The 26,461-nt window shown below is 35.1% G+C and carries 28 protein-coding genes; 27 read left to right on the top strand and 1 reads right to left on the bottom strand.

The window, feature by feature from the left end; genetic code table 11:
* Positions 1-11 precede the first annotated feature (11 nt).
* From ypeB to ltrA, 8 genes are all read left to right on the top strand, one after another.
* On the top strand, positions 12-1,355 hold the full coding sequence (ypeB, locus tag HUW50_RS26420) for a germination protein YpeB (protein WP_185653533.1): 1,344 nt from the start codon (positions 12-14) through the stop codon (positions 1,353-1,355).
* Between the two features lie 262 nt (positions 1,356-1,617).
* Positions 1,618-2,280, top strand: coding sequence for a flagellar brake protein (locus HUW50_RS26415; RefSeq protein ID WP_066332061.1), 663 nt, complete (start codon positions 1,618-1,620; stop codon positions 2,278-2,280).
* Positions 2,281-2,566: 286 nt separating this feature from the next.
* Positions 2,567-2,743 (top strand): YpfB family protein, encoded by a 177-nt coding sequence (locus HUW50_RS26410; RefSeq protein WP_185653532.1) that lies wholly within the window; start codon positions 2,567-2,569, stop codon positions 2,741-2,743.
* A 145-nt stretch (positions 2,744-2,888) separates the two neighbouring features.
* Entirely contained in the window at positions 2,889-3,560 is a 672-nt protein-coding gene (gene cmk / locus HUW50_RS26405) for a (d)CMP kinase (RefSeq protein WP_066332052.1), read from the top strand.
* A gap of 4 nt (positions 3,561-3,564) precedes the next feature.
* Entirely contained in the window at positions 3,565-4,140 is a 576-nt protein-coding gene (locus HUW50_RS26400) for a lysophospholipid acyltransferase family protein (protein WP_066332043.1), read from the top strand.
* Between the two features lie 169 nt (positions 4,141-4,309).
* Complete coding sequence (gene rpsA / locus HUW50_RS26395) at positions 4,310-5,458, top strand: 30S ribosomal protein S1 (RefSeq protein WP_066332041.1); 1,149 nt, start codon at positions 4,310-4,312, stop codon at positions 5,456-5,458.
* Positions 5,459-5,469: 11 nt separating this feature from the next.
* Positions 5,470-6,528, top strand: a complete 1,059-nt coding sequence (gene fni, locus HUW50_RS26390; RefSeq protein WP_066332039.1) for a type 2 isopentenyl-diphosphate Delta-isomerase — start codon at positions 5,470-5,472, stop codon at positions 6,526-6,528.
* 597 nt (positions 6,529-7,125) lie between these two features.
* Positions 7,126-8,385 (top strand): group II intron reverse transcriptase/maturase, encoded by a 1,260-nt coding sequence (gene ltrA, locus HUW50_RS26385; RefSeq protein WP_185653531.1) that lies wholly within the window; start codon positions 7,126-7,128, stop codon positions 8,383-8,385.
* Positions 8,386-8,694: 309 nt separating this feature from the next.
* Here the strand turns inward: ltrA and HUW50_RS26380 are convergent, their stop codons facing one another.
* Positions 8,695-8,829: a YpzI family protein gene (locus tag HUW50_RS26380; RefSeq protein ID WP_066332037.1), complete on the bottom strand. Its 135-nt coding sequence runs from the start codon at positions 8,827-8,829 to the stop codon at positions 8,695-8,697.
* A gap of 131 nt (positions 8,830-8,960) precedes the next feature.
* Between HUW50_RS26380 and HUW50_RS26375 the strand changes: the two genes are divergently transcribed.
* The 19 genes from HUW50_RS26375 to aroH all read left to right on the top strand — a co-directional run bounded on the left by HUW50_RS26375 (position 8,961) and on the right by aroH (position 26,188).
* A complete protein-coding gene (locus HUW50_RS26375) occupies positions 8,961-9,560 on the top strand; it encodes a YphA family membrane protein (protein WP_185653530.1) in 600 nt (199 codons plus the stop codon).
* A 1-nt stretch (position 9,561) separates the two neighbouring features.
* Positions 9,562-10,455, top strand: a complete 894-nt coding sequence (locus HUW50_RS26370; RefSeq protein ID WP_066332021.1) for a YIEGIA family protein — start codon at positions 9,562-9,564, stop codon at positions 10,453-10,455.
* Positions 10,452-10,643, top strand: coding sequence for a capping complex subunit for YIEGIA (locus HUW50_RS26365; protein ID WP_066332019.1), 192 nt, complete (start codon positions 10,452-10,454; stop codon positions 10,641-10,643). The genes HUW50_RS26370 and HUW50_RS26365 overlap by 4 nt, the downstream gene beginning before the upstream one ends.
* A 324-nt stretch (positions 10,644-10,967) precedes the next feature.
* Entirely contained in the window at positions 10,968-12,278 is a 1,311-nt protein-coding gene (der, locus tag HUW50_RS26360; protein ID WP_066332010.1) for a ribosome biogenesis GTPase Der, read from the top strand.
* A gap of 93 nt (positions 12,279-12,371) precedes the next feature.
* Positions 12,372-13,403, top strand: a complete 1,032-nt coding sequence (locus HUW50_RS26355; RefSeq protein WP_066332001.1) for an NAD(P)H-dependent glycerol-3-phosphate dehydrogenase — start codon at positions 12,372-12,374, stop codon at positions 13,401-13,403.
* Positions 13,404-14,230: 827 nt separating this feature from the next.
* Positions 14,231-14,431 carry a DUF2768 domain-containing protein gene (locus HUW50_RS26350; RefSeq protein WP_066331999.1) on the top strand — a complete coding sequence of 67 codons (201 nt, stop codon included), beginning with the start codon at positions 14,231-14,233 and terminating at the stop codon, positions 14,429-14,431.
* A 26-nt stretch (positions 14,432-14,457) separates the two neighbouring features.
* Positions 14,458-15,180 (top strand): hypothetical protein, encoded by a 723-nt coding sequence (locus HUW50_RS26345; protein WP_185653529.1) that lies wholly within the window; start codon positions 14,458-14,460, stop codon positions 15,178-15,180.
* 234 nt (positions 15,181-15,414) lie between these two features.
* Positions 15,415-16,893 (top strand): stage IV sporulation protein A, encoded by a 1,479-nt coding sequence (gene spoIVA / locus HUW50_RS26340; RefSeq protein ID WP_185653528.1) that lies wholly within the window; start codon positions 15,415-15,417, stop codon positions 16,891-16,893.
* Positions 16,894-17,378: 485 nt separating this feature from the next.
* Positions 17,379-17,657: a non-specific DNA-binding protein Hbs gene (gene hbs / locus HUW50_RS26335; RefSeq protein ID WP_034332307.1), complete on the top strand. Its 279-nt coding sequence runs from the start codon at positions 17,379-17,381 to the stop codon at positions 17,655-17,657.
* Positions 17,658-17,931: 274 nt separating this feature from the next.
* Positions 17,932-18,498: a GTP cyclohydrolase I FolE gene (gene folE / locus HUW50_RS26330; RefSeq protein WP_066331987.1), complete on the top strand. Its 567-nt coding sequence runs from the start codon at positions 17,932-17,934 to the stop codon at positions 18,496-18,498.
* Between the two features lie 192 nt (positions 18,499-18,690).
* A complete protein-coding gene (gene mtrB / locus HUW50_RS26325; protein ID WP_066331986.1) occupies positions 18,691-18,915 on the top strand; it encodes a trp RNA-binding attenuation protein MtrB in 225 nt (74 codons plus the stop codon).
* Positions 18,916-19,268: 353 nt separating this feature from the next.
* Positions 19,269-20,054: a heptaprenyl diphosphate synthase component 1 gene (locus HUW50_RS26320; protein WP_185653527.1), complete on the top strand. Its 786-nt coding sequence runs from the start codon at positions 19,269-19,271 to the stop codon at positions 20,052-20,054.
* A gap of 2 nt (positions 20,055-20,056) precedes the next feature.
* Positions 20,057-20,770, top strand: coding sequence for a demethylmenaquinone methyltransferase (locus HUW50_RS26315; RefSeq protein WP_066331976.1), 714 nt, complete (start codon positions 20,057-20,059; stop codon positions 20,768-20,770).
* 155 nt (positions 20,771-20,925) lie between these two features.
* Positions 20,926-21,897, top strand: coding sequence for a heptaprenyl diphosphate synthase component II (gene hepT, locus HUW50_RS26310; protein WP_396652565.1), 972 nt, complete (start codon positions 20,926-20,928; stop codon positions 21,895-21,897).
* A gap of 112 nt (positions 21,898-22,009) precedes the next feature.
* Complete coding sequence (gene ndk / locus HUW50_RS26305) at positions 22,010-22,456, top strand: nucleoside-diphosphate kinase (protein WP_066331965.1); 447 nt, start codon at positions 22,010-22,012, stop codon at positions 22,454-22,456.
* A 248-nt stretch (positions 22,457-22,704) separates the two neighbouring features.
* On the top strand, positions 22,705-23,484 hold the full coding sequence (locus HUW50_RS26300; protein WP_311774021.1) for a CheR family methyltransferase: 780 nt from the start codon (positions 22,705-22,707) through the stop codon (positions 23,482-23,484).
* A gap of 76 nt (positions 23,485-23,560) precedes the next feature.
* On the top strand, positions 23,561-24,733 hold the full coding sequence (gene aroC / locus HUW50_RS26295) for a chorismate synthase (RefSeq protein ID WP_066331960.1): 1,173 nt from the start codon (positions 23,561-23,563) through the stop codon (positions 24,731-24,733).
* Entirely contained in the window at positions 24,733-25,830 is a 1,098-nt protein-coding gene (gene aroB / locus HUW50_RS26290) for a 3-dehydroquinate synthase (protein WP_185653525.1), read from the top strand. Before aroC ends, aroB begins: the two co-directional genes overlap by 1 nt.
* On the top strand, positions 25,823-26,188 hold the full coding sequence (aroH, locus tag HUW50_RS26285; RefSeq protein WP_066331954.1) for a chorismate mutase: 366 nt from the start codon (positions 25,823-25,825) through the stop codon (positions 26,186-26,188). The genes aroB and aroH overlap by 8 nt, the downstream gene beginning before the upstream one ends.
* Positions 26,189-26,461: the final 273 nt, after the last annotated feature.

Raw genomic sequence — 26,461 nt, 5'->3', positions numbered from 1 at the left:
GGTGATGAAGCATGATACGTGGAATCTTTATTGGTATTTTATCAATTGCAGTTATTGGTTCCGGTTATTGGGGGTACAAAGAACACCAAGAAAAAAACGCAGTGCTGATTCAAGCAGAGAATAATTATCAGCGAGCCTTTCATGATTTAACATATCGAGTGGACCAATTGCATGATCGTATTGGAGCAACTTTAGCTATGAATTCAAAACAATCTTTATCACCTGCACTTGCAGACGTGTGGAGAATAACATCTGAAGCACAGTCAGATGTAGGACAACTTCCTTTAACATTATTGCCTTTTAATAAAACTGAAGAACTTTTAGCTGGAATAAGTGATTTTACTTATCGAGCAGCTGTTCGTGATTTAGAGAAAGAACCGTTAACAGATGAAGAGTATAAAAAGCTAAAGACAATGTACACGAAATCTGAAGATATTCAAAATGAACTTCGAAATGTTCAACACTTAGTCATTGAAAACAATTTACGCTGGATGGATGTTGAATTAGCTTTAGCTTCTGGACAAAAGCAAGCAGATAACACAATCATTGATGGTTTTAAAACAGTCGAAAAAAATGTAGAGGCATATTCAGAGTCTGATTTTGGTGCAAGTTTTACGTCAATGAATAAAACAGGAGAAGGTTTTGATAAGTTAGAGGGGAAAGAAATAAGTAAAGAAACAGCAATAAAAATCGCAAAAACCTTTGTCCAAAACAAAGTGACAGATTTGAAGGTAACAGAAAATGGCGAAGGCTCATCATTTGGTTTCTATAGTGTTTCTATGCACGACAAAGAGAATAATACGGATATCGATATGGACTTAACGAAAAAAGGTGGGCATCCCGTTTATTTAGTGCAAAATCGCGACATTAAAGAAAATGTTATTAGTCTTAATGAAGCCTCTAATAATGCCAGAGAATTCTTAAATGATCATGGTTTTGAAGATCTTGATCTATTTGAAAGCGCACAGTATGATAATATCGGGGTCTTTTCTTTCGTATCAATTGTAGATGGTGTGAGAATCTACCCAGATTCAATACGAATGAAGGTTGCTTTAGATGATGGTCAGGTCATAGGTCTTTCTGCACGTGATTATTTAGCTGCACATAAAAAAAGGGAAATACCAAAACCAAATATTTCTAAAGAAGAAGCTGCTAAAAGGTTAAATCCAAGTTTAGAAGTACAACAAGATAGATTAGCCATAATAATAAATGAATTAGGGCAAGAAGTACTATGCTATGAGTTCCTAGGAACAATTAATGCTGACACATATCGAATTTTCATTGATGCAGAAAACGGTATGGAAGAAAAAATTGAGAAATTGAAAAATCCAGAACCAATCTTCCAAGAAGTTTAAGAACTTTAAAAAAATCAAAGTGAAATCTTAATAAATATTCTTTATTTTTTCAATTGAGTTGATAAGAATATTAGGTTGTATATACTGTATTATTATTAAAATAGAATGAGAATATTTTAAAGGATATCCTAATTGTTTTATTTTTTAGGGTATCCTCTTTCGTTTTAACACACTTAGCTATTTTCTGAAGTTTGTACTCTTGCGCATCGGAATGGTCCATGCTTTAATAAGAATGAGAGTGTATTCAGAAAGAGTGATATTTGTGCTTAAAATTGGGGATGTCATAAATTTAGAAACATCAGATGGTAATGGCGAAAGACTAAAGTGTAAGCTAGTCGAAAGAAAAGGAAATCAACTATATATCGATTATCCAATTAATGCAATTACAGGTCGTTCGGCCTATTTGATGCTCGGTACAGAGCTTATCGCTTCTTTTGTTAATAAGGATCATAATGCGTTTCATTTTCAAACAGAGGTTACTGGACGTGTAAAGGAAAACATTCCAATGATTTCTATTACATATCCTGGTGACAACATGTTAATTCGGATTCAAAGGAGAGAATTTGTAAGGGTTGATACTTCAGTAGATGTGGCAATTCATCCTAAGCAAGATGAATTTCAACCTATAATTGCTGTTACAACAGATATAAGTGCTGGAGGCTCAGCGATCCTTCTTCCAAAATCTACAAAGTTGAAGCAAGGTCAAGAGATAGTTGTATGGTTTTCCCTGCCATTTCAAAATGAATCAATTGAATATATAAAACTAAATGCTAAAATTATCCGTTTTATTCCTGCTGAAAATGAGTTATTTTTAAAAGCACCGCTACAGTTTTTAGAAATCGATGATGCCACTCAACAAACATTGATTCGTTTTTGCTTTCAGCAACAAATTCAACTGCGTAGAAAAGGACTTATTACAGAATAAATTTTGGTATTTTTATGCATACTATAATTAAAAGTGCAAGCGCCAGTTTAGCGACATATGAACTGTAGCACTCGAATGAGATAAAGCGAGACTTATCGGACTTTTAAGGGCAGGTATCATTTACTGCTCGTTAAGTGTGGCAAAGAAACACGAAGAGTGATAGTAATTCGATGTTGGCTTAATGTATAAGAAGTGTAAAGTTCATTTCTACTTTAGTGCTGGAGCTGGATGTTAAACTGTTACGCATACGCTAGATGCATTTTTAAAAAATACCGGAGTTGAAGCAATGAAACGGTTTGAACGTATTTTAATCAAATTAATTGTCATTCAATTTGTAGCATTAGTATGTGCGCAACTATTGATCCAACAATCGACCATTCAACCATACCTTTCTCGTGTTGTTCAATATGAAGGGGTAAATAAAATTACGATTACAGAATGGCTGGAAACATTTAGTCAATAGAAAATGATGCAGGTGGGGATTTGACCTGCTTCATTTATTTGGCATGCTGTATCTATGGCATTATTAATGCATCAACCAAATGCGTTCTCCTTTGGCAACTTAATGACATCAAAACTACTAGACTAAAAACCTATTTGGAGGAAATATGGAACAGAAAATTTCAATCGCAATTGATGGACCAGCTGCTGCTGGTAAAAGTACGGTAGCAAAAATAATTGCTGAGCATTATTCATACATTTATATAGATACTGGTGCAATGTATCGTGCTTTGACATACAAAGCATTGCAAGAAAACATTGATCTAAAAGATGAAGAAAAGGTAGCAGACGTTCTTTCTACCATTATTATTGAACTACAGCCATCAGAAGATGGTCAAATCGTATTGGTCAATGAAGATAATGTTACGGAAATCATTCGGTCAAATGAAGTGACAAATAATGTGTCAATTGTGGCTATGCACCCTAAGGTAAGAGACGAGATGCTAAAACGTCAGCGGTTATTGGCAAAAACAGGTGGCGTAGTAATGGATGGACGTGATATCGGAACTCATGTATTACCTAACGCTGAGTTGAAAATTTTTTTACGAGCAACTGTTGAGGAAAGAGCAAAAAGACGTCATGAAGAAAATCAAAAAAAAGGTTATATATCTGATTTTGAACAACTTAAACTTGAAATTGCCAATCGAGACAAACTAGACTCTGAGAGAGAAGTTGCACCTTTAAGAAAAGCGGAGGATGCAATCGAAATTGACACTACAGCTTTGTCTATACACGATGTCGTAAAAAAAATAGAAGATTATATAGAAGAAAGGCTTTGATAACGTGTCATTATATCCTTTTGCAAGATCAGTTGTAGCTGGTATTTTAAAGCCAACTTATCGAATTAAAGTCGAAGGTTTAGAGAATTTCCCAAGAGATGGAGGGGTGTTTCTCTGTACCAATCATATTAGCAATTATGACCCGCCAGTCGTTGGAATTACTGCACCAAGAAAAGTATTTTTTATGGCGAAAGCAGAGTTATTCAAAGTGCCCATATTAAAGGACTTACTGATGAACTTTGGGACTTTTCCAGTAAACAGAGGTGGTAGTGATCGTGAAGCACTGCGAACAGGTCTTAAAATTTTAAAAGAAGGTAATGTATTAGGATTTTTTCCAGAAGGAACAAGAAGCAAAGATGGAGAATTAGGTAAAGGACTTCCTGGAGCGGGATTTTTTGCACTCCGTTCTAATGCTGCAGTAGTACCTTGTGCAATTATCGGGCCATATAAACCTTTTAAAACATTACGGGTTGTTTACGGTAAGCCGATTAATATGGACGAATATCGTGAGAAAAAAATTACTACTGAGGAAATGTCCGGGATTATTATGGGAGAAATAGGAAAACTTCTCAAAAAGTAACCAAGATGAGTACTTACTACTTGACAAAAAGTAGCATTTATTAGAAGTTTATTAAAAGAGGTTTTTTTTATTTTATTTTCAAAGAATAAAAATTCCTTTTAAATAAAATGAAATCTTACATATATTTAATCAAAAGTCGCGCAGGTTTTGACCAAGGAGGGTAATTGAAATGGTAGAAGAGTTGAATAACGTACAAGTTGAAACGCCTGAAGTTGGAGATATCGTAAAGGGTATCGTGACAAAGGTAGAAGAAAAACAGGTTATTGTCGAAATAGAAAACTGTAAGCATACTGGTATAATTCCAATTAGTGAACTTTCTAGCCTTCATGTAGAAAAAGCTTCTGATGTGACAAAAGAAAATGACGAATTAGAATTAAAAGTAACTAAGGTTGAAGATGAAGCATTAGTTCTTTCAAAAAGAGCAGTAGATGCAGAAAAAGCATGGGACTCATTAGAACAAAAATTCGAATCAAAAGAAATCTTTCAAGCTGAAGTTAAAGATGTTGTAAAAGGTGGCCTTGTTGTTGATTTAGGAGTAAGAGGCTTTATACCTGCATCATTGGTTGAAGCGCATTTTGTAGAGGATTTTTCAGAATACATGGGGAGAACTCTTTCATTAATTGTTGTCGAGCTAGACCGCGAGAAAAACAGAGTGATTCTTTCACATCGTGCTGTAATAGAAAAAGAACAAACTGAAAAGAAATCAGTTGTATTAGAATCTATTAAGGTAGGGTCTACAATCGAAGGTACAGTTCAGCGTCTTACAGATTTTGGTGCTTTTGTTGATATTGGTGGAATAGATGGGTTAGTTCATATTTCTCAGCTTTCCCATACACATATTGATAAACCATCTGATGTTGTTGAAGAAGGTCAGAATGTAACGGTTAAAGTTCTAGCAGTTGATCGTGATAATGAAAGAATTTCTTTATCTATTAAAGAAACGCTCCCTGGACCATGGGCAAATATTGCAGATAAAGTAAAGGTTGGAGATGTTCTTGAAGGTGAAGTAAGAAGACTAGTATCCTTTGGTGCATTTGTAGAGATTTTACCTGGAGTTGAAGGCCTTGTCCACATTTCGCAAATTTCTAATAAACATATTGGTACTCCACAAGAAGTATTAGATGAAAATCAATCGGTTAAAGTAAAGGTATTAGATGTTAATGAATCTGAACAACGCATTTCGTTAAGCATTCGTGAATTAGAAGAATCTCCAAAAGCAACTGATGAAGATTTCCGTAATTACCAAGCAAAGGAAGAATCATCGTCTGGCTTCCAATTAGGTGAAATGATTGGGGATCAATTAAAAAAACTTAAATAATGGTGATATAGGTGAGCAAAAGAGCACAAAGAAAAATCGAACATATCCAACATGCATTAGCAACGGGGCAACAACGCACAAATGGATTCGATGATATTACCTTTGTTCACCAGAGTCTACCAAACTTGTCTATAGCAGAAATAGATTTATCAACAAAAGTTGGCGAACTTACTTTAAGTTCGCCTCTTTTTATAAATGCTATGACCGGTGGTGGCGGTGAGGATACGGTAATTATTAATGAAGCATTATCAAAAGCTGCAAAAAATGCAAATATAGCAGTTGCAGTTGGTTCACAAATGTCTGCGATTAAAGATAAGAGTGAGCGTCCTTCCTATGAAATTATTAGAAAGGTTAATAAAGAAGGAATTATCTTTGGGAATTTAGGCAGTGAGGCAACAGTTGAACAAGCAAAAATAGCAGTTGATATGATTCAAGCGAATGCATTACAAATCCACTTAAATGTAGTACAAGAACTAGTAATGCCAGAAGGTGACCGTGACTTTAGTGGAGCCTTATCAAGAATTGAGCAAATTGTCAAAGGTGTTGACGTACCTGTAATTGTAAAAGAAGTTGGCTTCGGTATGAATCGAGAGGTAGCCGCTAAGTTAAAAGAGGTAGGAGTAACTGCTGTTGATGTTGGAGGATTTGGAGGAACAAATTTTTCAAAAATCGAAAATATGAGAAGGCGAAAAATGCTCAAGTTTTTTGATCAATGGGGAATATCAACTACAGCCTCAATTGCAGAGGTAAGCAGTTTAAAACGTATCCCTGTAATTGGTTCAGGTGGTATTCAAGATGCACTTGACATTGCAAAGGCAATAGCGTTAGGAGCATCATCAGTAGGAGTAGCTGGTTATTTACTGAAAGTATTCATAGATAAGGGCTATGAGCATTTAGAGCAAGAAATTAACCAAATGATAGAGGAATTAACGATCGTTATGTCTGCACTTGGTTCTAGAACAATACAGGAACTTCAATATGCTCCATTAATTATCAGTGGAAAAACCCATCATTGGTTAACTGAAAGAAGTATCGATACAAAGGAATATAGCAACAGAAAAATTCGATGAAAAAATGGCTAGTTGGTTATTAAACCAACTAGTCATTTTTAAGTGCGCCCAGCATGGGTGCAGTCTATAGGGTGAAAGTCCCGAACTGTGAAGGCAGAAGTAGCAGTAGCTTAACGCAAGGGTGTCTGTGGTGACGCAGAATCTGAAGGAAGCGAGCGGCAAACCTCCGGTCTGAGGAACACGAACTTCATATAAGGCTAGATACCATTGGATGAGTTTGCTTAACAAAACAAAGTCCTTTCTGCCGAAGGTGGTATAGAGTAAATGAAGCAGATAGATGGAGTGAAAGACTGTACTCTTACCTGGGGAGGTCTGACTGATAAGCCAAGCACTCTTGGTAACCTATCTAGTGATAGATAGCTGAACAGTCAGAAGTCAGCAGAGGTCATAGTACCTTTCAAACTCGAGAATGAAAGGGAAGGACTGAACAAGTTAGGAAGGATGAGAACTAGGCGTTCATAAGTAGTGTAGAAGCAGACAATCTCTTACGAGACTTACTTGAAGGAAGAAGTGGTGAATACACAGGGGACTTCAAGAGGGTGGAGCTACAAATGGCACAAATAGAACATCTCATTCACGTAGAGAGGATATATCTTAATGTTAATGGAACGAATTCTATCACGAGAAAACTTACTGAACGCTCTTAAACGAGTGGAACGTAACGGAGGCAGTCACGGTGTAGACAAGATGTCGACCCAATACCTGCGTTCGTATATTGTCGAGCACTGGGACGAATTGAGAAAGTCTCTCCAACAGGGAACCTATGAACCTCAACCCGTTCGTCGTGTCGAAATCCCGAAACCAAACGGCGGAGTTAGATTACTAGGAATCCCTACCGTGATAGACCGTTTCATTCAACAAGCGATTACTCAAACATTAACCCCAATTCATGACCCAACATTTTCTGAAAACAGTTATGGGTTTCGTCCACAAAGGCGAGGGCATGACGCTGTACGGAAAGCGAAAAGATACATCGAAGATGGTTATAGGTGGGTAGTCGACATAGACTTAGAGAAATTCTTCGATAAAGTGAACCATGACAAACTCATGGGGCTACTGTCAAAGCGTATTGACGATAAAGTTCTACTAAATCTTGTTCGAAAATATCTCAATGTCGGGATTATGATGGGTGGCGTGGTCTCACAAAATACAGAGGGAACTCCACAAGGAGGTCCGCTAAGTCCACTACTTTCAAATATCATTCTAGATTTGTTAGATAAAGAATTAGAGAATAGAGGGCATAAATTCGTGAGGTATGCGGATGATTGTAATATTTACGTGAAATCTAAGAAAGCTGGCTTACGAACAATGGCGGGTGTAACGTCTTTCATTGAAAAGAAGCTTAGTTTAAAGGTAAATCGTGAGAAATCAGCCGTAGATCGACCATGGAACCGAAAATTCTTAGGCTTTAGTTTTACTAACAGAAAAGAGCCGAAAATACGTATATCCAAACAAAGTATCAAGAGATTTAAACAGAAGGTTAGGGAAATAACGTCAAGAAAATCACCGATACCAATGGATGTAAGAATAAAGAAATTAAATCAGTATTTAGTGGGTTGGTGTGGGTATTACGCATTGGCAGATACTCCAAGTATCTTTAAAGGTTTGGAAAGTTGGATTCGAAGAAGACTGAGATTGTGTTACTGGAAACAGTGGAAACTTCCTAAAACAAGGATAAGGAAACTTATAGGACTAGGAATTGATAAACACAAAGCATATGAATGGGGAAATAGCAGAAAGGGCTACTGGCGAATAACCAGTAGTCCAATCCTTCACCGTGCCCTCAATAACTCTTTCTGGAGAAAAGAGGGTCTCAAAAGTCTATCTGAACGATACGAAACTTTACGTCACACTTAATTTGAACCGCCGTATACCGAACGGTACGTACGGTGGTGTGAGAGGTCGGGGGTTAGTCACCCCCTCCTACTCGATTATTCAGGAAATTATAAAATTCAATTACTGTTGCTAAGAGATTGGCATCCAGTTCCAGCGCCTAGCCCCTCTTGGGTCTAAGCCACTCAAGAATTGAAGGTTAAAAACACCTTCAATTCATGAGCGTCTTAATTGCCCGATGCTGTTCAAGGCGCTTGCGCTTTTGTTCTTATCAGTGACCTGTAAACTCTTCGTAAAGGACAATAATATAGGACCAGGCAAAACAACTTCTAATTATTTTTTATTTCTGTTTCTAGCGGATTCAGGACCTTCTAATGTTGTAGCCCCAGGGTAGTTAAGTGATTGATCACGATCAGATTCTACTCTTCCGCTTTTTCTAAGCTTTTTTTCTTGACGATCTTTTCCCATTTTAAAACCTCCAATCATGTGTACTATTATTTTTTGTCTGTTTTCTTTTATTCATTAGTGCTATTTTTTGTTAATTTTTCGATTAAAGGTAATTGGAAAAAGACATAATGGGAATAGTAGGAGGGATGAGAGTGGAAGGAATATTTTTTTATTGGCTTATGTGGTTAGCTTGGGTTGTTACAACTTTTTTTATGAAAAAAGGAAAAGCGAGAATAAAATTAGCAATTTTCATAATGCTTAACATCATTATTAGTGAATTTTATATGATTATTGGAGATTTTTATGTCAGGGTTTCGCTGCTATTATTTTTGCTTTTAGGATATTACCTTGCTGTTAAACATAAAAAACAAAGAATAGTGTCCTTTTATATGACAACATTAACATTAATGTTTGCTTATGCAGGTATTTTACTATTTCGAATTTATGATCCAGTTTGGTTTTTGTTCGATTATCGATTAATCGTAAGTGTAGCTGTCAGTTTGTTAGCTATCTATCTAGGGAAACAAACTGTACAAAAGTATGCTCTTTACATTATTTCAGTATGTCAAGGCGAATTTTTATATTGGTTTATTTTAGGGAAGTTTCATAAAGGCTTAACAATTGGGACTGCTGCCTTTTTAGATATGATAGTCATTGGGTGCTTAATTATTTATATTTGCACAATATCTCAACAATTTATTGTCTTTATTGAACAAACGTTACAAAAACCGGCAAAGGAGAAACAAGGATGATATGAATGAATACACGTTGCCAGTACTTTTTGGTGTGATAGTTGGAGTTCTAACTCGTCTCCATATGCTTAGAACAGATTATAGGCAATATCCTACTTACTTACATGGGAAAATAATTCATATTGCGCTCGGGTTTATTGCAGCTGGTTTAGGTACAGTTGCAGTTCCATCGATTATGGAAGAGGATTTTACCGCGATTACCTTTCTTACATTGGCAGCATCACAATTTCGTGATGTTCGTAATATGGAGAGGAACACGTTAACCGTTTTGGATGGTTTTGAACTTGTTCCGCGGGGGAGTACATATATTGAAGGAATTGCAATTGCGTTTGAAAGTAGAAATTATTTGGTTATATTTACATCATTGCTTACTACATTTGCCTATTTAACAGTAAATATTTATACTGCATTAATTGTTGGGGCTATTTGTTTTTTTATTTGTAGAAAGCTTATGGCTGGAAGTAGAATAAAGGATATAGTAAATATCAAAACAGCAGATCTTCATTTTGAAGGAGCAGGATTATATGTTGATGATATTTATATAATGAATATAGGGATTCCTGATAAACAAAAGGCCATTTTAAAGTATGGTCTAGGTTTTGTTCTCACGCCTAAAAATGACAACTCAAAAACAACAATTGCTAATTTAGGACAACGTCAAGCGATACTTCATGATGTATCGACTGCATTAGGGGTTGTTCGTGATTCAGGAGAACCATCTTTGGTTCCGTTGGCAAAAAGAGATCTTGATGATGGTCGACTAGGTGTGTTTGTACTTCCTCAAGAACGTGATATTGAAAAAGCAATTCAAGTAATTGGAGATTGTCCAACACTTGAAAATGCTATTAGAATGCCATCTGAAGCGAAGGCAAACCGACATGGAGGAAAAAAATGAGTAGTGTACTTGAAAAATATATACTGGCTATCATTACAACTGATGAAACGAAAGCTGCTGGTGGTACTGCAATTTTCATTTGCAAAACTCAAGAGGAAATGCATTTTTATGCCAAAAATCTTGAAGCAATATTAGATGGAATAGCACATGGAATTGGGGAAGATTTGTATATTATTGTGAAACACTAAGTTGAGTATTTGTGAATTGTTTGCTAATATATAAAAGTTAAGCCCTTCTTGTTTAAATAGAAGGGTTTCTTTTGTAGAGGGAAATTAGTTTTTACATATTAGGTGTGATGTAGTGCGCTGGTGCTTTTGTAAGTTTACCCAGTCGTATTAAAATACTTTTAATGTTATGAAATTAGATATAGAACATTTTTAACTTTTCATAGACTGTTGAATGTACAGCTTCTCATCTTATATGTAGGTGAGTTGAGACTTCTTCTCTTTAGGAAATTCACAATTAAATGTGGAAACATAATAATGGAATGTAGAATAGGAAGGGTGTAAGACATGGCAAAACCAGTTGTTGCAATCGTAGGACGGCCTAATGTAGGAAAATCTACAATTTTTAACCGAATTGTAGGAGAACGAGTTTCGATTGTAGAGGATATTCCTGGAGTGACAAGAGATCGAATCTATAACTCTGGAGAATGGCTTAATAATCAATTTAATATCATCGATACAGGTGGAATAGATATCGGAGATGAACCGTTTTTATCACAAATTCGTCAACAAGCTGAAATTGCAATTGAAGAAGCAGATGTCATCATTTTCTTAACAAATGTACGTGAGGGTGTAACTGCTGCAGATGAAGAGGTAGCCAAAATTCTCTATCGTTCAAATAAACCTGTTGTACTTGCTGTTAACAAGGTGGACAACCCTGAAATGAGAGCAAATATTTATGACTTTTATTCTCTAGGATTCGGAGAACCATATCCGATTTCAGGTTCTCATGGATTAGGATTAGGTGATTTATTAGATGAAGTGGCGAAACATTTCAAAAATATAGGCGCAGAAGACTATGATGACACAACAATTAAGTTTTCATTAATTGGTAGACCGAATGTGGGCAAATCATCACTTGTAAATGCAATATTAGGTGAAGAGCGTGTCATTGTAAGTGATATTGCGGGTACAACTCGTGATGCAATTGATACAGTATATAAATATGAAGGTCAAGAGTTTGTTATTATTGACACAGCTGGTATGAGAAAAAAAGGAAAAGTATATGAAACAACAGAAAAATACAGTGTTCTTCGTGCATTAAAGGCAATTGATCGTTCTGATGTTATTTTAGTTGTTATAGATGGTGAAGAAGGAATTATTGAACAGGACAAGCATATAGCAGGTTATGCTCATGATGCTGGGAAAGCTGTTGTAATAGTTGTGAATAAATGGGATGCAGTTGAAAAAGACGAACGAACAATGAAGGAATTTGAAGAAAATATTCGTGAACATTTTAAATTCTTAGACTATGCTCCGATCGTTTTCTTGTCAGCAATGACAAAGAAACGTATTCACACATTAATGCCTAATATAATCTTAGCAAGTGAAAATCACTCTAGAAGAGTTCAAACAAACGTCTTAAACGATGTCGTCATGGATGCTGTCGCTATGAATCCAACTCCAACACATAAAGGGAAACGATTAAAAATATTCTATACGTCACAGGTTGCAGTCAAGCCACCTACATTTGTTGTTTTTGTTAATGATCCAGAACTCATGCATTTTTCTTATGAACGATTTTTAGAAAATCGAATAAGAGCAGCTTTTGAATTTGAGGGTACTCCTATAAAAATCTTTACCCGAGAAAGAAAGTAGTCCTGAATTTAAATGATTTGCTATTGTGTAATAAGGCTAACTCTATATTAATGGGGGTTAGTCTCATTTCTTAAAGAAAAGGGGCGTGACAAAATGGAACAAATTACAGTGTTAGGTGCTGGGAGTTGGGGTACGGCTTTAGCGATTGTCCTTGCAGATAACGGTCACAATGTTAAGTTATGGGGCCATCGTCCAGAATTAATTAATAATATTAATAAAACGAAAAAAAATGATAAATACCTTCCAGGAGTTGAATTGCCAGCTAAAATTGAGGGATTTTCAAACTTAGAGGAAAGCTTGGTAGGTTCAAAAACTATTGTACTTGCTGTGCCTACAAAAGCAATTCGTGGTGTTTTGAATGAAATTACGAAGGTGATTAAAGAAGCAATTACAATTGTTCATGTTAGCAAAGGGATTGAACCTGATACACTCTTACGTATATCAGAAATAATTGAAGCTGAGATGCCAAGTCACTTACTAAAGGATGTTGTTGTCCTATCTGGTCCAAGCCATGCAGAAGAGGTTAGTCAAAGACATATTACAACAGTAACATCTTCATCTAAAAATATGGTAGCTGCTGAATACATACAAGATTTGTTTATTAATCAACATTTCCGCGTCTATACCAATCCTGATGTTATTGGTGTAGAAATCGGTGGAGCATTGAAAAATATTATCGCTTTGGCTGCTGGTATTACAGATGGTCTAGGTTATGGTGATAATGCAAAAGCTGCTCTTATTACCCGTGGACTTGCTGAAATTGCACGGTTAGGTAGCAAGATGGGGGGGAACCCATTAACTTTTTCAGGTTTAACTGGAATTGGAGATTTAATTGTTACGTGTACAAGCGTGCATTCTAGGAACTGGAGAGCAGGTAATCTGCTTGGGAAAGGTCAAAAGCTAGAAGAAGTATTAGAAAATATGGGAATGGTAGTTGAAGGAGTACGGACAACAAAAGCTGCCTACCAGCTTGCTCATAAATATGATGTGAAAATGCCAATAACTGAGGCTTTATACGAGGTATTATTTAATGGACAATCGCCAAAAGTAGCGGTTGATTCTTTAATGGCACGTGTAAAAACACATGAAATGGAAGATCTTGTGAACATAATGGAAAATCGATAATTCAAATCGAATATATATTTACTTCAGTCACACTTTCTATAGTTGAATTACATGTACTATTAGAATGACTAATCAATACAGCAAGCCCAAATGGAGCTGCATTATTAATAGAACTAGTCTATTTTCTAAATCGGGAAGCCATTCAAATAAAATAGCCTAGTTACTTACCCATTTCCTTCTGTTAATAGGTGACAAACACATCATACCTAGCATATAATACGAAGAATTAAAAAAATAGGAACAATATATCCTATAAGGTATGAAAGCTGCATGTTAATAATGCGGATTAATATGACATGTTTGATCTGATTTCTTGGGTAGCCTGACCAATAAAACCTGACTTGTAAAGTTTACACGGCATATCTAGGCATTAGAGGATGCAAAATCATTTATATCCGCATAGAATGCAACGAAGTCAAATAAGAGTTGTTCTTATTGATGGGTACTGTTTAGTCGTATAAATTGCTGAAGTAAAGTTCGTCCCCTCTTTACTTCAGTTTTTTATTGTATCTAAACAAGGATTAACATAAAAAGGACAAGCTTTGGACAAGCCCTGTAAAGTATATTATAATCGACCATGGAATTAACTTTTAGTTATTATAAATAGTAGGTCTTAAAATTTTAATACATAATGAACAAGGCGGATACGCTTTTCATAAAGCTTAGGTAATGATAAATTTCAAGTGCTGTGGATAAGTGCTTGCATCTGCAAGCGTCTAGCTATATCGAAATGTATGTAAATACAGCTTTTATTCATGAATATCTAATTTGTTTGCCCGAGAATGACCAAGGCTTTTGCGTTTTGTTTTTAAAGGAGGAGTCTGTTTATGAGTGCAGCCCTTATGAAAATGTGGATATCATTTGCATCGATGGGGTTTATGTTTATTGCAATATTGTTTATTTATCTAAGTCGCTTTAAATTAAAGGGGTTATTAAAAGTAATCTTTACAATATTAGCCTATATTTTTATGATTCTAGCAGGGATTATCATTTTGTTTGTCGTATTCAGCGGACCTGTTACCGAATAATTAAATGTAAAAGGAAGTTATTGCGGATGAAATTTATTAAGATTATGGCTTGTTTTTTTGGCTGTTTCCTTTTATCTGGTTGTCTCTATCCAGAAGAAAAGCTACAGAAAAATACAATACCCTATGAAGACCAAATTGCTGCAGTCCAAAATTCTGTAGATCGATTTCAGGAAGAATCGGGAGGACTACTTCCTATAAAGACGAGGGATATGACAACACCGATTTATCAAAAATATCCAATAGATTTTTCAGCGTTATCTCCTAAATATATGGCAGAACCACCAGGAACCGCGTACGAAAGTGGTGGAATCTATTTATATACACTTGTAGATGTGGAAGAAAACCCAACAGTGAAATTAATTGATTTACGTATTGCTGAGACAATACATGAACTAACTGTTAGGTTAGATGTCTATCGTCAATCAAATGGTTATCCACCATTTAAAGATCTTATAACAAATGATATCTACACATTAGATTATGAGAAACTTGGATATGACGAAGATCCATTCGTTGAAAGTCCGTTTTCGGGGGAGAATTTACCTTTAGTTATCGATAAAAACGCAAAGGTTTATGTAGACTATCGTATTGATTTATTTAAAGCATTGCAAGAAAAAGAACATTCTTACAAGCCGGGGGATGATATTCGGGATCTGTTAGTGAAGGATACCTATTTTGTTCCTGCGTATTCTTTGCCCTATAGAATAAATGAAAAAGGCGAACCTGTATTTGTTGAAGCGAAAGAATAACACTTTGTTTTTAAAAAACTTTATAAAAAAGTCATGAACCCTTCTTTAAAGAATAAACTCTAAAAGAAGGGTTTTCTTTTTCACTTTTGAGGGGTTATTAATAAAAAAATCGATATTTGGAAAAAAAATTGCGGGCAAAGGCATAAATAAATAGGACAACGTCATACATATATAATGTCCTATAAGAAGACGGATAAGCTTTATCCCAATATTGTATGATCGGGAGGGGATCACTTGGAAAAAGTAGATATTTTCAAGGATATCGCTGAACGAACTGGTGGCGATATATATTTAGGAGTGGTTGGTGCAGTAAGAACAGGTAAATCTACTTTTATAAAGAAATTTATGGAATTAGTCGTACTACCTAACATTGACAATGAATCTGACAAAGCTAGAGCTCAAGATGAATTACCACAAAGTGCAGCTGGTAAGACAATTATGACAACTGAGCCGAAATTTGTCCCGAATCAAGCAGTTTCTATTCATGTGGATGAGGGACTTGATGTCAATATTAGATTAGTAGACTGTGTAGGTTACACTGTTCCTGGCGCTAAAGGTTATGAGGATGAAAACGGTCCTCGCATGATTAATACTCCTTGGTATGAAGAGCCAATACCATTTCATGAAGCGGCAGAAATTGGAACACGTAAGGTTATTCAAGAGCACTCTACACTTGGTTGTGTGATTACAACTGATGGTTCGATTGGAGATATACCACGCCAGGATTACTTAGAAGCTGAATCAAGAGTAATTGAAGAATTAAAAGAAGTGGGGAAACCGTTTATTATGATTATTAATACGGTCCGCCCTCATCATCCTGAAACGGAAGCCCTTCGCAAGCAATTAAATGAAAAATATGATATTCCAGTGCTAGCAATGAGTGTTGAAAGCATGAGGGAATCAGATGTTATGAGTGTCTTAAGAGAATCTTTATACGAATTCCCTGTGTTGGAAGTAAATGTAAACTTACCAAGTTGGGTAATGGTCTTAAGAGAAGATCACTGGCTACGTGAGAGCTATCAGGAAGCTGTAAAAGATACAGTAAAAGATATTAAAAGACTTAGAGATGTAGATCGAGTTGTCGGACAATTTAGTGAATATGATTTTATTAACAAAGCAAGCTTAGCTGGTATTGAGATGGGGCAAGGGATTGCTGAGATTGATTTATATGCTCCAAATGATTTATATGATCAAATTTTGAAAGAGGTTGTAGGAGTAGAAATTCGTGGTAAAGATCATTTGCTACAGTTAATGCAGGACTTTGCTTATGCTAAAGCTGAATACGATCAAGTTGCAGATGCTTTAAAGATGGTAAAACAAACTGGATATGGTATTGCAGCACCTGCTTTGAGTGACATGAGTCTTGATGAGCCTGAAATCATTAGACAAGGATCAAGATTTGGTGTTCGTCTTAAGGCTGTTGCACCATCTATTCATATGATCAAAGTTGACGTAGAGTCTGAATTTGCTCCAATCATTGGAACTGAAAAGCAATCGGAAGAATTAGTACGCTATTTAATGCAAGACTTTGAGGATAATCCATTATCAATATGGAATTCTGATATTTTTGGACGTAGCTTAAGTTCCATTGTCCGTGAAGGAATTCAAGCGAAATTATCGTTAATGCCTGAAAATGCTCGATATAAACTAAAAGAAACATTGGAGAGAATTATTAATGAAGGCTCCGGTGGTTTAATAGCGATTATATTATAACTTTTGGACCTCTATTTAAGAGGTCTTTTTTTAATTATAAGGAAATTAATTTTATCATCGCCTTTATTATTCTGGTAAATTAATAAAGTTAAATAGATATAAAATTTCATACTAAATGCTCAAATATGACATATATTAAGATAATATTTACAAAAATGTAATGTAAGTGGCGAAATTTAACTTAAAATAAGAACATTCATTCTTGTTTTAGTAATTAACCCTTGATATGATTGGTTTTTTATTAGGATAAAACTTGATTCACTTGTTTTATTATGTTACTCTTTTTACAGAAATTATTTTCTCTATTGGTCGATTCTTCCTAAAACACCAATATTCATGATGAAAATCATTGAATTATGTAGAAAAATCATATAAGATAAGCGTGTTGATAGTATTTTCACGTTCTATCATGTATAGAATTTATCGAATCTGTGAAGAAATGAAGACTAATAGTAATTCCATCCCTTTGGGAGGAGGTGAAAGGCATGAATAAAACTGAACTAATCAATGCGGTAGCAGAAGCTAGTGAATTATCTAAAAAAGACGCAACTAAAGCAGTAGATGCTGTTTTCGATACAATTTTAGATGCACTAAAAGATGGTGATAAAGTACAACTTATCGGTTTTGGTAACTTCGAAGTTCGTGAGCGTGCGGCTCGTAAAGGTCGTAACCCACAAACTGGTGAGGAAATTGAAATTGCTGCTAGCAAGGTGCCTGCTTTCAAACCAGGTAAAGCACTTAAAGACGCTGTAGCAGGAAAATAAGTTATAGTTTGTCATGTAATATCTATTACATACAGCCATTCTTCACAGAAGCCCCTTTCTAAGGGGCTTTTCATTTGTCTGTCGGAATGGTTTCATTATCCACTTCAGGTGTGTCAATCGGCAGTGGGAAATCCATACTTGAAGAGAAAAAACACCTTCTACTTTGCCCTTTAATGATAGCCTGCAGTATACCTCTTTACACTTTTAATTTTGCTTTTATCTTATTATTTATGCTAGAATCTAAAATCAAATGTAATCGAATAGGAGGACAGAAATGGGACAAGTGGATTTTGGGAAAATCGAACAAGCGGTAAAGTTAATACTTGAAGCGATCGGTGAAGACCCAACGCGAGAGGGCTTACTAGATACCCCCAAACGTGTTGCTAAAATGTATGGTGAAGTTTTCAGCGGGTTAGATGAAGACCCATCAGAACATTTTAAAACAATTTTCGGTGAGGATCATGAAGAACTAGTATTAGTTAAAGATATTCCTTTTTATTCAATGTGTGAGCATCATTTAGTTCCTTTTTATGGTAAAGCACATGTAGCTTATATTCCTAAAGGTGGCAAGGTGACAGGTCTTAGCAAGCTTGCACGTGCAGTTGAGGCAGTTGCTAAAAGACCCCAATTACAAGAGAGAATCACATCTACTATAGCAGATAGTATAAATAGATCTCTTGAACCTCATGGGGTTATGGTTGTTGTAGAGGCAGAACACATGTGTATGACAATGAGAGGTGTTAAAAAGCCAGGTTCGCAAACAGTTACATCTGCTGTAAGAGGGATATTTAGAAAAGATGAAGCTTCTAGAGCAGAAGTATTATCATTAATTAAAGGATGAGCTTTTTCATTATCCTGGGTGGAAAATCATATGAATTTAAAACATAAAGATAGTCTTCATCATTTATTAAGTGGTATGATAGAGATATGTTATGGTTGATTTCATGATTTATTGGCAAGTCTGAAATGCATATATCATTAAAATAATCTTAATAGGTTTAAAAAGACAATCTGTAAATAGGCAGGTGTAGGAATGAATCAAAAAAATGACTTCGTTATGATAAAAGCCATTGAGGATGGCGTGAACGTGATCGGACTTACTAGAGGTTCAGATACTCGATTTCATCACTCTGAAAAGCTAGATAAAGGTGAAGTGATGATAGCTCAGTTCACAGAACATACTTCTGCAATTAAAATAAGAGGTAAAGCGCATATTCAAACAGGCATTGGAGAATTAGAAAGTGATTCACGAAAATAAGCAGGGTTCCCTGCTTTTATTTGCGTTTAAAAACAGTGTAGACTGCATAAAGTAGATTAAAAAGAACAAATATGATTCATTGTGTTATAATTGATTGTAATTTAATTTTTGAATGGAAGAATATTAATTAACGTTACAATATTAACCATGATACTAATTTATATTGCATGATTTACTACATAAAATATGTGGATTATAGGTATTGACGAACACTTAAAAGTGGATAACCGTCCCCTTTTCCACGTTAACCGCTTAGCTTCCACTTGAGTGGATTCTGTATAGATTTTTACATGAATAGCTATTGTAACATTCAATAGAGAGAGAATGTTAAATTGGGGACAAGGGTGATATATTTGCAGGACATCTATGTAAAGTTAGCGAAAATGAAAATAGCGTTAGAGGAGAAACTCACACATCCATTTTTGGGAAAGTATTTACCTTTACCAAAAATAGATGAGGATAAGCTATTGCTCTTTTGTGCAATTTTTGATGAGATAGATCTTTCAGAGGAATTAAAAGAAAGTTATATTTTGACGGCTATGCTTGTTCAAATTGCCCTTGATACTCATGACGATGTAACAACTCATAATAATATTAATTCAACTGAATTTGTGCAAAGACAATTAACCGTATTGGCTGGCGATTACTTTAGTGGATTATATTATTTTATGCTTTCAGAGGTAAAGGATTTCAAAATGGTAAGAACATTGGCCGTCGCGATTAAGCAAATTAATGAACATAAAATTAGACTCTACCATGATGATGAAGTCAATATTCAATCTATAATGGATAGTTTGCTTATTGTCGAAACAGCTTTATTTCAACGTGTAGCCGAGCATTTTAATCTCGATCGATGGAAATTGATATCTACAAAGTTTTTAATTTATAAAAGACTATCTCATGAAAAATTTCAAATTGAGAACGAATCAAATATTCCCGAAAATCAAAAATATGAAGGCATGTTCTCAGGTAACTATTTAAAGAGAGTATGTAATATGTATTTTGAAGAGACGTCCTCTCTTTTAGAATCAGGTTTTCTTAAGACTCCTGCTATAAAAAATCTACTGCATAAACGATTGCAATCCATTCGTTTCTATGAAACATTACATTATAAAAAGACTGTGGAAGAAGGTTTGTAAAAATGGATCAATCTAAAGAAGAAAGAGTCCATGGAGTATTTGAAAAAATATACAAAAACTATGATCAAATGAATTCAGTTATAAGCTTTCAGCGTCATATTGCATGGAGAAAAGAAACCATGAAGCGAATGCAAGTTAAACCAGGTCAAAAGGCATTAGATGTTTGTTGTGGTACAGCTGATTGGAGTATTGCACTTGCAAATGAGGTTGGTCCTAACGGACAGGTGATAGGGCTAGATTTCAGTCAAAATATGCTTCAAATCGGACAGCAAAAGGTTACGCAGCTTGGCTTATCAAATGTAGAACTTATTCATGGAAATGCAATGAAACTACCTTTTGAAGATCAATCCTTTGACTTCGTGACAATTGGTTTCGGATTAAGAAATGTACCAGACTACATGCAGGTATTAAAAGAAATGAATCGAGTTTTGAAACCAGGCGGCAAGGCTGTATGTTTGGAAACCTCACAACCAACAGCACCTCTATTTAAACAAGGATATTATTTATATTTTCGCTTTATTATGCCTTTATTTGGTAAGTTGTTCGCAAAAAGTTATCAAGAATATTCATGGTTACAAGAATCGGCTCGTGATTTTCCTGGAATGAAGGAACTTGCTGATATGTTTAAAGAGGCAGGGTTTGAAAGAATTCAAGTAAAACCATTTACTGGTGGAGTGGCAGCAATGCATTTAGGAATAAAACCTAATACGAAATAATCAATTATATAGATTACCACTGCATGGTTTGAGTGCTTACATAAAAGCAAACTCCATTAATTCTGAAAGTTTATTCCTCCTCGATAAAGTTAATTAAGATACAGATCGCAAAGTTAGAAATAGTAATAATATGTTCGACAATAAGATGTATTAAGGTGAATAGTATGAAATTTAAAGCATTGTATTCCTTTTTGAATACAGACCTCTCAATAATTGAACAAGAATTAGAAAAGACAGCTATTTCAGAGCACCCTTTGTTAAGAGAAGCGAACTTAGAGCTTTTGCAAGCAGGAGGCAAACGAATTCGGCCTGTTTTTGTTTTATTATCAGCCATGTTTGGAAACTATGATATAAATAGAGTGAAATATGTTGCAGTTGCACTTGAAACCATTCATATGGCATCACTAGTTCATGATGATGTTATTGATGACGCTGAGTTGCGTAGAGGAAAACCTACAGTGAAATCGAAGTGGGATAATCGCATTGCAATGTATACGGGAGACTATTTATTAGCAAGATCATTAGAGGTCATGACAAATATTGATGATTCTCTGGCACATCAAATCTTATCCAAGACGATTGTAGAGGTTTGCTTAGGTGAAATTGAGCAAATTAAAGACAAATATCGTCTTGATCAATCTATTCGTACATATTTAAAGCGAATTAAAAGAAAGACTGCTTTATTAATAGCTGTAAGTTGTCAATTAGGAGCCATTTCAACAGGGGCTTCAGAAGAAATACATAAAAAGCTTTATTGGTTTGGTTATTATGTTGGAATGTCATTTCAAATTACCGATGATATTCTCGATTTTACTTCAACTGAAGAAGAACTCGGAAAGCCAGTTGGAAGTGATCTTCTGCAAGGGAATATAACACTCCCAGTTTTGTTTGCATTGGAAAATCCGATGATAAAAGCAGAAGTAGAAAAAATAACAAATGAAACATCACCAAATGAAATTCAACCACTATTAAAAAAGATTTTAGAATCTGATGTAATCGAAAGATCTGCGAAAGTAAGTGATCAATACCTTCAAAAAGCATTTGAAATAGTAGAGACTTTACCAAAAAATCGCTCGAGGACTTCCTTGATTAGTATCGCAAAGTATATTGGAAAAAGAAAATTTTAATTATTAGACTTTTTCTCCATCCCATTATTGCATATTGCTCCTTATGCATGGTATTATTTTCTTGGGGTCATGAAAGCCTATACATAAACTTCAATGGGGTGGAGAATATAATATGGAAAAAACATTCTTAATGGTAAAACCTGATGGCGTGCAACGTCAGCTTATTGGGGAAATAGTTGGTAGATTCGAAAGAAAGGGCTTACAACTAGTTGGAGCTAAACTTATGACGATTCCTGTTTCTCTCGCTGAGCAACATTATGGAGAGCATAAAGGTAAACCTTTTTATGATGATCTGGTCAGCTTTATTACATCAGGCCCAGTATTTGCTATGGTATGGCAAGGAGAAAATGTAGTTGAGCTCACTCGTAAGATGATGGGAAAAACAAATCCAAAAGATGCTGAGCCAGGAACAATCAGAGGTGATTACAGCATGTTTGTTAGTAAAAATATTATTCACGGATCAGATTCACCTGAAAGTGCAAACCGTGAAGTTGCGCTATTTTTTAACGAAAATGAGCTAGTTGAATATGATAAATTAATTAATAGTTGGATTTACTAGAAGCTAGCATTTGCTAGCTTCTTGTTTTTTAGATAAAAATTGTATAAGACCTTTAGTTATTGTTTATACAATCAAAATTTATATTTCAGAGAAGGTAATATAACTGAGATTTTCCCCATTGTAGGGCGTTAAGCCATGTTTTTTAAAAAAATTGCGCAAATTCTCACAAATTTAAGATATACTATAAATTATTCATAAAAAGATGAAGAGAATTTTTTAATCGCTTTGGTTATGTATTAGGAGAGTAAATGATGGTTGATAAGGATTATGAGCAATTTATCACAAAAGTAAAGCACAAAACTGGTATTGATTTATCCCTTTACAAAGAAGCTCAAATGAAGAGAAGGTTAATATCTTTATATGAGAAGAGAGGCTTTTCTAGCTTTAGTGATTTTTACAACGGTCTTAGTAAAGATAATGACTTATATTATGAATTATTAGATCGGATTACGATAAATGTTTCTGAATTTTACCGTAATTATAAAAGATGGCAAGTGCTAGAAGAAAAAATTCTTCCTAGCCTACTAGAAAATAATAATCAGTTAAAGATATGGAGTGCTGCATGTTCGACAGGTGAAGAGCCATATACAATTGCGATGATCCTTTCGAAACTTGTAGATCTATCAAAAGTAAAAATTATTGCAACAGATATCGATGAAAATGTTATTGCTAGAGCCAAGCAAGGGATTTATCCTGAACGGTCACTAAATGAAGTTCCTAATGATATGAAAAAGAAATATTTTAAACAAGTGGGGACGAATTATCAGGTTAGTGATCAAATTATTAATGCAGTTCAATTCAAGAAACAGAATTTGCTAGCAGATCCATTTGAATCTCAATTTGATTTAATAGTGTGTCGAAATGTCCTTATTTATTTTACGGAAGAAGCGAAAGAGATTCTGTACAAAAAATTCAGTGGTGCATTAAAAAAACAAGGGATATTCTTTGTTGGAAGTACTGAACAAATTTTTAATGCAGAGCGTTATCAACTCACTTCTGTTGATACGTTTTTTTATCAAAAGAGCTAAAATCAGCTATTTTTTTTATACTAGTTATGGTATATTTGTACTTAAAAGCGTTAGTGCGTTGAAGGGAGAGAGAATTATGAGATATTTAACTGCTGGAGAATCTCACGGACCTCAATTAACTGCAATTGTTGAAGGTGTTCCGTCCGGTTTAAATTTAACTGCAGAAGATATAAATAGAGATTTAGCTAGAAGACAAAAGGGCTATGGTCGTGGCCGTAGAATGCAAATTGAAAAGGATCAAGTTCAATTATTGGGTGGGGTAAGACATGGTAAAGCCTTAGGGTCTCCAATCTCTTTAGTTGTAGAAAACAGAGACTGGAAGCATTGGACAAAAATAATGGGTGCAGAGCCAATTACTCCTGAGGAAGAACAAGAAGTAAAACGTCAAATTACACGTCCACGTCCTGGTCATGCTGACTTAGTTGGTGCGATGAAGTATGGTCATCGAGATATGAGAAATGTATTAGAACGTTCTTCAGCACGTGAGACAACAGTTCGTGTAGCTGTTGGTGCTTTAGCAAAGCAAATTTTAGCAGAGTTAGATATAAAAGTTGTTGGACATGTTTTAGAAATTGGCGGTGTAAGGGCTGAAAATACTGAATACCGTGATATTGATGATCTTTTAGCAGTAACAGAAGAATCACAAGTAAGATGCTATGATCGTCAGGCTGAAACTAAAATGATGGAAGCAATTGATCAAGCGAAGGAAAATGGCGATTCAATCGGAGGAATTGTTGAAGTTGTCGTTGAAGGACTACCAGCGGGAATTGGCAGCTATGTACATTATGATCGCAAGTTAGATAGTAAGATTGCAGGTGCTATTGTCAGCATTAATGCCTTTAAAGGTGTGGAATTTGGTATCGGCTTTGAAGCGGCTAGAAAATTTGGTAGTCAAGTTCATGATGAGATTGAATGGACTGAAGAAGCTGGATATACTCGTAAAACAAATCGTCTAGGTGGATTCGAAGGTGGCATGACAACAGGTATGCCAATTGTTGTAAGAGGGGTTATGAAACCAATTCCAACACTGTATAAACCATTAAAAAGTGTGGATATTGAAACAAAGGAACCATTTACTGCAAGTATTGAACGTTCTGATAGTTGTGCAGTCCCTGCAGCAAGTGTTGTAGCAGAGTCAGTTGTAGCATGGGAAATTGCAAATGCAATTGTCGAGCAGTTTGGTGCTGATCGTATGGATCTTATAAAAGAAAATATTAAGAAAATGCGCGAATATACGAGGGATTTTTAATGAAGTCGATTTTAATCAATACTACTGAGGAGAGCTACCCGGTATTTGTTGGTAATGAAGCGATAAATGAATTGCCTTCCCTTTTAAGAAGCCTTTCTCCATCAAAGGTTCTTATTGTAACAGACACAAATGTTGACCAATTATATGGTAATATGTTGGTCGATAAAGTTGACAAGGAATGGATGACCTATAAGTATGTAATTAAAAGTGGTGAGGCAGCTAAATCATTTGATATGTTTTACGAACTCCACTCTTATGCCTTAAAACAAGAACTAGATCGTAAATCAGTTATCATCGCCTTCGGAGGTGGAGTAGTTGGTGATTTAACGGGTTTTGTTGCCGCTACATATATGAGAGGAGTACCTTTCATACAAGTGCCAACAACATTATTAGCACATGATAGTGCAGTTGGTGGTAAAGTAGCGATAAACCATCCTGAAGGAAAAAATATGATCGGTGCTTTTTATCAACCAAAAGCAGTTGTTTATGATAGTAACTTTTTACAAAGCCTGCCAACTAATGAACTGAGATCAGGTTTTGCAGAGGTTATTAAGCATTCTCTTATTCGAAGTGAAAGTCTGTATCAGTTCTTATATTCAGAAATTCGCCATTTAGAAGACATAACAACAGATAAATTACAACGCATGATTCTTGAAGGAATCCAAATAAAAGCAGATGTTGTATCAAAGGATGAAAAGGAATTAGGACTTCGAGCAATCTTAAACTTTGGACATACACTTGGACATGCAGTAGAAGCAGAAGCAGGCTATGGAAAGCTTTCACATGGTGATAGTATTGCGATTGGTATGCTATTTGCTACATGGTTAAGTAATAAAACACTTAATGTTACGCTTCCATACTACGAATTGAAATCATGGTTTAAAGCGATTGGTTTTCCAACAGAGGTGCCTTATTCACAAACAACGAATCAATTGATTAATAAAATGAAAAAAGATAAAAAAACTAAGTCGAATCAATTGACAATGATTTTATTAGAAGAAATCGGTGTTACAACATCAGTGCTTTTTTCTGAAGATGAATTATATTCTTTACTTGATGAGTGGAGAGCTGAAGAACGAGGTGAAAAGGTTGATTAGGGGAATTCGAGGAGCAACAACTGTTATTGAAAACAAAGAAGATGTTATTTTAAAAGCTACTGAAGAGTTGATACATGAAATGATTCGTAAAAATGATATACGACCTGAAAATGTTGCACAAGTGATTATGACTGTTACAGAGGATCTAACAGCAACATTTCCTGCAAAAGCTTTAAGAACACTAAGAGGCTGGACATATGTTCCTGTTATGTGCATGAAGGAAATACCAGTTCCTAACAGTCTTGGGAAATGTATAAGAATTATGATGACTGTAGAGACAAATGAAAAGCAAGAAAATATCCATCATGTTTATTTGGAAGAAGCAGTTAAGCTAAGACCAGATTTGTCTATTATCTGAGCGTTTGTTAATAGTAGAAGCTAATCGAAGTAATAATTTTACAGCGTGAAAATTCAGAACAATCTTACATTAACCTTGACAATAATTGATGTAATGTAATAACATGATGAAGAAGATTGATTAGTTAATTAGTTGAGTAGAATAGATTAGTATAGTATAGGGTAGCAGAGAATGAGTTAGTTTAGCTGAGGTTTTATTTTTAACGGCACAAGTCTACCCAAAAACCACAGTGTTTTTGGGTTTTTATTTTTTCTTTTAAGTATTTGTATACTT

This window comes from Metabacillus sp. KUDC1714, from assembly GCF_014217835.1.
Taxonomy (GTDB): domain Bacteria; phylum Bacillota; class Bacilli; order Bacillales; family Bacillaceae; genus Metabacillus; species Metabacillus rhizosphaerae.
Note: the sequence above shows the minus strand (reverse complement) of the source record. Positions and strands in the feature narration are given on the sequence as shown.